This window comes from Thiocapsa sp. (assembly GCF_011390875.1).
Taxonomy (GTDB): domain Bacteria; phylum Pseudomonadota; class Gammaproteobacteria; order Chromatiales; family Chromatiaceae; genus Thiocapsa.
Genome location: NZ_JAABRP010000194.1, coordinates 1 through 8794, shown reverse-complemented (window position 1 = coordinate 8794; position 8794 = coordinate 1). Strand labels below are relative to the sequence as shown.

Below are 8794 nucleotides of genomic sequence, written 5' to 3'. Positions count from 1 at the left end.
GAACTCGAGCTCGCGATCTTGCAGCGGAAGGCGCCAGTCGTGCTCCTCCACCAGCCAAAAGGGCATCTTCAGCCCGTAGTGCTTGAGCAGCGCGCGGGTGCGCCAGTGCGTGACCAGGACCGCGTCCGGGCGATCGGTCAGCTCGTCGATGAGCGGCATGGCCGCGGCGATATCCGGGTCTTGATGGTGGCAGACGAAATAGCGGATGTGGGTGAAGGGGATGACCTCCTCGATCTTGCGCAGGGTTCCCGCGAAGGTGAGCCGCGAGCACGGGCCGAAAAGCACCGACTGATCGCCCTGCTCGAGCAGATAGACGTGGCATTGGAAGACGTCGTCGGGCAAGACGTGGCCCACCCACCAGACACGGGGGGCGATCTCGAGCGCGCGATAGGTGTCGGCATGCGCGAGGTGGGTGAGATTGGTGTCCATCGGCTTGGCTGCGCTCCGCGGCGTGAGTGGCGAATCCGGAGCTCGATCTCAACGCGAAGCCTCCGCTTGGAGGTACGCCGAGCCCGTCGGGGTCTCCGCCGTTGTCGGGGCCGCCAGGACCCGATAGACCAGGGGCACCAGCACGAGGGAGACCAGAGTCGAGAAGGATAGCCCCGCGACGATGGTGACGGCGAGCGGTTGCAGCATCTCCGAGCCCTCCCCGAGCGCGAGCGCGAGCGGGAGCATGCCCACGACGGTGGTGAGCGTGGTCATGAGGATGGGGCGAAGACGCAGACGTGCCGCCTCGAGGATGGCCGTGCGCGCATCCAGACCGGCGCGGCGCTCGAGCTCGATAAACTCCACCAGCACGATCGCGTTGTTGACCACGATCCCGGCCAGCATGATCAGCCCGAGCCAAACCGGCATGGAGACCGGCAGCCCGGTCCATTGCAGACCGAGCACCACGCCGATCAAGGCGAAGGGCACGGAGATCAGGATGATGAGCGGATTGCGGACCGACTCGTATTGGACCGCCATCGCGACCAAGACCAGAAAGAGCGCAAGCCCGAGCAGGATCCGGCTCATGTCCTGGCCCTGCTTGAGGGTCTCCAGGCCGCCGGCCTCGTAGAGCCGATAGCCGGCGGGGAGCGGCACTTGCGCCGCCGCGGCCAGAGCCGACTCGATCGCCTCTTGAAGCGTGAGCGTCTCGCCGACCGAGGCGGTGATCTCGACGGTGCGTTGCTGGCGGTCGCGCAGGATGGTCGAGGGCTGGGCCAGGATCTCGACGGTCGCGACATCGCCGAGTCGCAAGGGCCGTCGCGGCTCGGTCTTGCTGAACAGCACGATGGAGTCCAGATCGCCGGGCGCGGTGATGTCCATCCGATCCAGTCGCAGCAGCAGATCGACCGAGCGGTCGCCGTCGATCAGCTCCGTGACGATACGGCCCTCCAGGGCGAAGCGCAGGACGGTGCCGATGTCCTCGATGGTGAGACCGAAGCTCGTGGCGCGTTGCGGGTCGAGCCGGATGGAGATCTCGCGGGTGATGTCCTGACTGCTGTGCTGGACGTTGCCGAGACCCTCCACGGCGGCGAGCTGCTCGACGACCCGATCGGCGAGATCCGCGAGTGTGTCGAGGTTCTCCCCGGCGATGCGCAGACTGACGTCGTCGTCGCCCTGGCTGAAACGGATCCCGCGGATCCCGCGCGTCACGAGCGAGGCCCGCAGGCCCGGGATCTCGAGTGCGCGGATCAGGCCGCTGACGCGCTCGATCCATTCCTTGCTGCCCACGTTGCGTTGGGCTGCCGGCGTGAGCAGGACCTGGAGGCTTGCGCGATTGGCGCTCTCGAAGGACGAGCGCCCGAACACGAAGCCGCCGACCGTGGTGAAGATCGCCTCGACCTCGGGCTGCTCGGCGACGAGCGTCTCGATCCGGCGGGTCAGGCGATCCATCTCCTCGAGGTCGACACCGGCGTCCGCGGTCAGGCTGATGCGCACGTCGCCCTCGTCGAGCGCGGGCAGAAACTCCTGCTTCGCATCCATAAGCCAAGGCACCGCCCAGGCCAATCCGGCGACGAACGCCAGGATGACGAGCCAGCGGATCCGCAGAAGCCAATCCAGCGCTCGGGCATAGCCGTCCTGCAGGGCGCGCATCACGCGATTGACCAGTCTCCGCAACATCCCCTCCCGGCTCGCCGGTACCCGGCCCGCGAGTGCCGGGACCAGGGTCAGGGCGACCACCATGGAGGCGAGGATGGCCGCCGAGATGGTGAAGATCAGCTCCTGGAACAGGAGCCCGACGAGCCCGCCGATAAAGAGGAACGGCAGGACGGCGGCCAGGTTGGTCGAGGTCGAGGCGATGATGGCGCCCGTGACCTCGCGGCTGGCGGCATCCGCCGCGACGACCGTGGTCTGCCCCATCCGTTGGTGGCGATAGATGTTCTCGAGCATCACGATGGTGCTGTCCACCAGCATGCCGATGCCGAGCGCGAGCCCCCCGAGCGTCATGATGTTGAAGGTCAGGCCGTTGGCGGCCATGAGGATGAAGGTGACCAGCACCGCGATCGGGATGGCCGCGCCGATGATCAGGGTTCGCCGCAAGCTCCCGAGGAAGATGTAGACCACGGCCATGGCGAGCAGGGCGCCGCTGAGCGCGGCGTTCACCGCGTTGTCGAGCGAGTGACGGATGTAGCGCGCTTGGTCGTCGACACGTTGAATCTGGATATCCTCGGGGAGCTGGCCCTGCTCGGCGAGCCGCGCGAGCTCCCGATCCACGGTGTCGACCACGGCGACGGTGTTGGAGAGCGGCTGCTTCTGGACGGACAGTTTGATCCCGGGCTGGTCGTCGAGGCGGATGCGCAGACGCTCCTCGCTCGCCCCGTCGATAACCTGTGCGATCTCGCCGATGCGCATCTGGGCCATCGGGTTGTCGCCGGCCTCGGGCTTGAGCGGCAGGTCGATGATCTCCTGGACGTTCCTGAAGCGCCCTTCGGTGCGACCCCCGATCTCGCCGTCCGACATGCGCAGCCGCCCGGCCGCGACATCCTGGTTCGCGGTGCGCAGACGCGTCTCCAGGTCGAGGATGTCGATCCCCAGACCGGCCAAGCGGAACTGGTTGGCCACCACCTGCACCTCGCGCTCCAAACCGCCGCCGACCTCGACCGAGGCCACGCCCGGAAGCGTGACCAGCGAGCGACCCAGCGTGTAATCCGCCCAGGTGCGCAGTTCCACCGGGTCGCGCAACGCCGAGCTGACGACATATTCGGCGACGGGCAGCTGGAAGGGGTCGCGCTTGTAGATGATGGGCGGATCGTCCGTTTCCGGCAGGAAACGCTTGGCGCGATCCAGGCGGGAGCTTGCGTCGCGCAAGGCTTCATCGATGTCCTCGCCGTAGCGGAAGGACAGATCGATGGCGCTGCGTCCCTCTGTAGTGCGCGACTGGATGGCGACGACGCCCTCGGTGATCGCGAGCTGCTCCTCGAGCTCGCGGGTCACCTCGTTCTCCATCACCTCCGCGGGGACGCCGGGGTCCAGCACCCGCACCTGGATGTCCGGGTAGATGATGTTCGGCAGCAGGTCGATGTTCAGCCGGGTGAGCGAGACCCCGCCCAACACCATCACCGCGAGCGTCAGCGCGACGACGCCGACGGGGTGGCGGACCGACCAGGTGGAGATATTGGCTGACATAGATTCAAACGTAGGATGGGTAGAGCGAAGCGAAACCCATCTTCACGGCTCAGACGTCCAACCCGGGAGGTGCGCATCGCGCAGGAAACGGTTGGTTTCGCTGCGCTCTCGGGGTGGTGATGGGAAACCTCGGCGCTTGGAGGATGGGTTTCGCTGCGCTCTTGTGGTGGCCATGAGAGACCTCGGAGCCTGGAGGATGGGTTTCGCTGCGCTCTTGTGGGTGGCCATGAGAGACCTCGGAGCCTGGAGGATGGGTTTCGCTGCGCTCTACCCATCCTACGATTTTGGTTGAATGTTTTTTACTCGCCCGTCAGCTCCGTGATCGCGGCTTCCACGACCTTGGGCTCGGTGAGCGGATAGGGCGAGATCCGCAGGCGTTGCAGGCGTGCCTGGTAGGCGGTGCAGAATTCGTTGTGAAAGGTGAGAAAGAGCGGGTGTGCGGTGAGGCCGTGAATCTCCTCCATGAAGGCGAGATAGTGACGGGCCTGGCCCATGTGGTACGGCGACGGCTCTTCGTCCAGGCGAAAGCGCTCGATGCGCTCGTCCCAGATCGGGAATACGCCGGGAGCGGCGAGGTGGAGCACCATCGAGGCCCCGACGACCGAGCTGAGGGCGGCGGCGATGGCGTCGATGCCGCGCTCGTGGAGGGCGGCGCGCTCGGCATCCGAGGCGGTCTGCGGCCCGCTCGGGGACCCGCTCTGGGGATAGCCGCGCGCGGCCTCGAAGGCGGCGACGGCCGGTTCCAGATGGCTCTGATCGATGCGCACCCGTTCGGGCATCCAAGCGTAGGCGAGACAGGCCGCACGCAGAAAGGCCTCGGTCTGGCTCGCCGCCGGCGCCGCGGCGGCCGCGATCATGACCGGGTAGGTGCGTAGACGCGTCGCCTCGCGCGGGTTGTCGCGATAGCAGCCGCTGCGCACCAGCTCAACGGCCGAATAGAGGTGTTCGAGATTCATTCCGGGACCACCTTGACTGTTTTACCCTCGCTCAGGCCGAGGAAACCACGCGTGATGACCCGATCGCCCGCGACGAGACCCTCGAGGATCTCGATGCGATCGGCGATCTGCAGACCGCTCCTGACCTTTCGTCGTGAGGCTTGGCCTTCTTCCGTGATCAGCCAGACGAGCTCGCCGTCGCGATCGCGTCGCAGGGCACGAAAGGGGATCAGCAGGCGCTCCACCGCGGCGGTCTCGAGCGTGACCCGCACGAACTGTCCGGCCTTCACGCCGGGCGGCGGATCCTCCAGCGTCAACTCCACGATGCCCTGTCGGCTGGTCTGCTCCAAGCTCGGATGAATCCGCAGGATCCGTGCCGGAAACGCCGCCCCGCCGAGGGCGTCGATACGCAATTGCGCCGGGTCGCCGACCTTCATCCGCGGCAGGATGAGCTCGGAGGCATAGACCTCCGCGACCAAGGATTGCGGATCGGCGATGGTCAGGAGGTGGGTATTCCTCGAGACGAAATCACCCGGCTCGACCAGCCGTTCGGTCACGACGCCGTCGAACGGGGCGGTCATCCGGGTGAAGGCCAGCCGGGTCTCCAGGAGCCGGACATCGCCTCGGGCCACGGCGACGGCGGTGCGGGCCTGCGAAAGCTCGGCGTCCGAGGCGGCGCGTTTGCTGACGAGGTCTTCGAGTCGTCCCACGTCCAGTTCCGCTTGGGCCAGGGTCGCGCGCGCCTTGTCGAGCTCCGCCTGCAGGATGTCGTCCTCGAGGGCGACCAGGACCTCGCCCTCGCGAACCATGTCGCCCTCGAAGACGTCCAGCGCGGTGATCCGGCCTTCTTCTTGACTGAAGAGTCGCACCTGGCGGCGATGGCGCAGCGAGCCCGGCCGCTCGTGGCTGCTGGTGGTGGCGGCACGCTCCACGACGATAGTGGCGACCAGGTGATCGAGTGCGCCGCGTTCGCGGCTCGCGCTCGACGGCGGGTCGCCCCCGGGGGAGCAGCCGATCAGGGTTGCGGCCAGGATGGCGGCCGGTGCAACGGCGTGCAGGAGCGGTTTACGCGTCCCCGCGCGGCGAGGGCGGACGGGCTCGGCTGCGCCGGGCGCACGGAACGGCTTGGGTACGGCGTCTCCGGTCATCACCGGCCGGTCAGATCCTTGATGGCCACCGTCGGCGAGGTCTCGGGCTCCTTGGAGTAGTCGTAGTGTTTGATCTTCCGCCGAATGTTGCGTTGGATGATCACGCCCAGGACGTGCCACTCCAGCCCGTGGAGCTCGATGTCGGGATAGATGCGGTTGACGGCGACGAGCCGCTCGCTGCCGTTCTCGTCGCGGATGTACTTGCGAAACCAGCGCACGCCCTCGACCTCCGCGAAGACGAAGCTGTTGTTCCGACGGTTGTCCGTCGGCTCCACGATCACCACGCACCGGTCCGGAAATTCGGGTTCCATCTGGTCGCCGAGCACCTGCAAGGCGTAGGGCTCGTGCATGCTGCAACCCGTGCTGTCCATGGTGGGATCTGCCATGATGTGTCCTCATTTATATAGGTTGGTCGGGCGGCTCGTCGCGGCGAGCGGCCTCGCGCGTAAGACCGGCCACCCAAAACATCAGTCGCTCGTGACATCCGCTCCGCGGTGTCACGCATGCCCCGTGGTGCTCTGCGCTACGTGCCACGATGGCCGGAGTTACGAGCAAGGCCCGGTGAGCCGACCGGATAACGACCGGGCGATACCTTTAAAATCTTAGTGTTTTAAACACTTAAACCGCGCCAGCTCCAGCAATCATCGAGTCTGCCGGGACCGATCTCATCCAAAAACATCACATGCCGCGCCGGGCGCGGTTTAAAAGGCTTGCATGAACCGAATCGCCGCCACCGAGCGCATCCACTCCGACCGTCGAGATTGGCACAATCTCCGTGGAATGCTGCCCTATCTGTGGGAGTTCCGCGGGCGTGCGATGTTGGCGCTGGCCTGTCTGATCGCGGCGAAGGTGGCCAATGTCGGCGTTCCGCTGGTGCTGCGCGACATCGTGGATGCCTTCGAGGCCACGCCGCATCAGGTGCTGGTGTTGCCGGTCTCGCTGCTGGTCGCCTACGGGGCGCTCAAGCTCAGCTCCTCGCTCTTCAACGAGCTGCGCGACGTGGTCTTTGCCAGGGTGCGTTATCGCGCCATGCGCCGGCTCTCGACCAAGGTGCTCGATCACCTGCATCGGCTCTCGCTGCGCTATCACCTGGGGCGCCAGAGCGGCGCCATCAGCCGCGACCTCGAGCGCGGCACCCGTTCGGTCTCGACCATTCTGAACTATGTCGCCTTCAGCGTCCTGCCGGTGCTGGTGGAGTTCACCCTGGTCGCGGTGATCCTTTTGAAGCAATACAGCCCGGCCTTCGCGCTGGTCGTCTTCGGGACCGTCGCGGTCTATTTCACCTTCACCTTCGCCATCACCGAATGGCGCATGGACTATCGCCATCGGATGAACCGCTTGGACTCGGAGGCCAATAATCAGGCCTTCGACAGCCTCATCAACTACGAGACGGTCAAATATTTCGGCAACGAGCGCATGGAGCTCGACCGCTACGACGGCACGCTCGCCGAGTGGGAGGAGATGGCGGTCAAGAGTCAGACCTCCATGTCGCTGTTGAATTTCGGTCAGGGCGCGATCATCGCGATCGGCGTCACCCTGATCATGGCCTTCGCGGCCAACGGGGTGGTCACGGGCGAGATGAGTGTCGGGGACTTGGTTCTGGTCAACGCGCTCATGTTGCAGTTGTTTATCCCGTTGGGCTTTCTCGGGATCGTCTATCGGCAGATCAAGTATGCGCTGGCCGACATGGATCTGGTCTTCAAGCTGCTCGAGCGCCGCCCCGAGATCCAGGACGCCCCGGACACCAAGGCATTGCGCCTGCGCGACGGCGAGATCCGCTTCGAGCACGTCGACTTTCACTACCAGCACGAACGGGCGATCCTGCGGGACGTCGATTTTCGGATCGCGCCCGGCCAGACGCTCGCCGTCGTCGGTCACAGCGGCGCCGGAAAGTCGACCCTGGCGCGCCTGCTGTTTCGCTTCTACGACGTGACTGCCGGGCGGATCCTGATCGACGGGCAGGATCTGCGCGAGGTCACCCAAGAGAGCCTGCGCGCGGCCATCGGCATCGTCCCGCAGGACACCGTCTTGTTCAACGACACCATTTACTACAACCTGGCCTACGGACGGCCCGAGGCGACCCGCGCCGAGGTCGAGCGCTGTGCCGAGATGGCCCACATCCGGACCTTTATCGAGAGCCTGCCCGACGGATGGGACACCATGGTCGGGGAGCGCGGCCTGAAACTCTCGGGCGGGGAGAAACAGCGTGTGGCGATCGCGCGGGCGATCTTGAAGCAGCCGCGGATCCTGGTCTTCGACGAGGCGACCTCCTCGCTCGACAGCCATACCGAGCAGGCGATTCAGCAAACGCTCGCCGAGGTCGCGGAGAACCACACCACCTTGGTCATCGCCCATCGTCTGTCGACCGTCGTGGATGCGGACCTGATCCTCGTGCTGGAGCAGGGCCGCATCCGCGAGCAGGGCACGCATCGCGCGCTTCTGGAGGCGGGCGGACACTATGCCGCCATGTGGGATCTGCAGCAGCGCGAGGGGCCGGATGCGCCGGTGCCGATCACGGCCGCGGCGACGGACGAGCGTGCCGTGACGGATCCGGATCCGGAGGCGTCGCCGTGAGCGTGAGTCAGGCGCGGATCTTCGCCGAGCGGGGCGAGGAGATCGAGGCGTCGCGGGTTCGCGAGGTCCTGCGCGCGGCCGGTCTCGCCGTGCCCTTGGTCGTGGGCGGGGCGGCGCTTGCCGCGGCACTCGCGTTGTTGACCCTGCAGGGTGCACGGCCGCATCTCGACTGGGCGTCGCCGCTCGCGATGGCGGCACTCGTCGGCGCCTCGCTCGCCGCCATGCTTTTCTGGAGCCGGTTGCGCAGCCAGCTGCTGCTGCCTCTGGTGCGCCTGGAGCATTCACTCTCGCGGGTCTGTCAGGGCGAGCCGGGCGCGAGCGATGCGTTGGACGATGCCGGTGTTCTGGCTCAGGTGGCGCGCGATATCCGTAGCCTCAACGAGGAGCTGACCGACCTCTACGAGGAGATGGACAACCGGGTTGCACGCCAGACCATGCGGCTGGCGCAGAAAACCGCCTCGCTGAAGATCCGCTACGACGTGGCCGCCGGGATCCAGCAGGCGGAGAGTGTCGACGAGCTCTTGC

5 protein-coding genes and 2 pseudogenes are annotated in these 8794 nt (G+C 66.3%); 2 read left to right on the top strand and 5 right to left on the bottom strand.

All coding sequences use genetic code 11. The features are described from left to right. From GPT33_RS14680 to GPT33_RS14660, 5 genes and pseudogenes are all read right to left on the bottom strand, one after another. Window positions 1-429: pseudogene (locus GPT33_RS14680) on the bottom strand (diguanylate cyclase); the annotation flags it as partial. A gap of 48 nt (window positions 430-477) precedes the next feature. Beyond that, window positions 478-3612, bottom strand: coding sequence for an efflux RND transporter permease subunit (locus GPT33_RS14675; RefSeq protein WP_296810201.1), 3135 nt, complete (start codon window positions 3610-3612; stop codon window positions 478-480). Between the two features lie 299 nt (window positions 3613-3911). Next, window positions 3912-4568 carry a hypothetical protein gene (locus tag GPT33_RS14670; RefSeq protein ID WP_296810199.1) on the bottom strand — a complete coding sequence of 219 codons (657 nt, stop codon included), beginning with the start codon at window positions 4566-4568 and terminating at the stop codon, window positions 3912-3914. Continuing rightward, the gene (locus GPT33_RS14665) at window positions 4565-5695 is read right to left on the bottom strand and encodes an efflux RND transporter periplasmic adaptor subunit (protein WP_296810197.1); all 1131 of its coding nucleotides are present in this window, start codon (window positions 5693-5695) and stop codon (window positions 4565-4567) included. Before GPT33_RS14665 ends, GPT33_RS14670 begins: the two co-directional genes overlap by 4 nt. Then, on the bottom strand, window positions 5695-6081 hold the full coding sequence (locus tag GPT33_RS14660) for a S24 family peptidase (RefSeq protein WP_296810194.1): 387 nt from the start codon (window positions 6079-6081) through the stop codon (window positions 5695-5697). Before GPT33_RS14660 ends, GPT33_RS14665 begins: the two co-directional genes overlap by 1 nt. A 328-nt stretch (window positions 6082-6409) precedes the next feature. Here GPT33_RS14660 and GPT33_RS14655 point away from each other — a divergent pair, with 328 nt between their 5' ends. Together GPT33_RS14655 and GPT33_RS14650 are read left to right on the top strand one after the other, a co-directional pair. Then, window positions 6410-8269 (top strand): ABC transporter ATP-binding protein/permease, encoded by a 1860-nt coding sequence (locus GPT33_RS14655; protein ID WP_296810193.1) that lies wholly within the window; start codon window positions 6410-6412, stop codon window positions 8267-8269. Then, a pseudogene (locus tag GPT33_RS14650) lies at window positions 8266-8794 on the top strand (histidine kinase); the annotation flags it as partial. The gene GPT33_RS14655 and the pseudogene GPT33_RS14650, both read left to right, overlap by 4 nt.